General features: G+C 75.4%; 1 pseudogene. It reads right to left on the reverse strand.

What is annotated here, in order from left to right:
* Positions 1 to 207 (reverse strand): annotated as a pseudogene (locus tag F8274_RS30875) (alpha/beta hydrolase); the annotation flags it as partial.

A 207-nucleotide genomic window follows, 5' to 3' on the forward strand; every position in this document is an offset into this window, starting at 1 on the left:
TCGAGGCGGACCAGGTGGCGGATCAGCCGCCAGCCGTCGGCGGGCTGGTTCCGCACGTCGGCCCGGGTGAAGTTGCGCGACCGCAGGTTGGTCCGCGGGTAGGCCGGCGCGGCCACCACGAACCCGGCGGCCGCCCAGCGGGTCGTCAGCGGGGCGTGCAGCTCGGGGAGACTGCGCAGGCCGTGGCTGTGGACGACCACCGGAAAC

The organism is Micromonospora sp. AMSO31t, assembly GCF_008868175.1.
Classification (GTDB): Bacteria; Actinomycetota; Actinomycetes; order Mycobacteriales; family Micromonosporaceae; genus Micromonospora.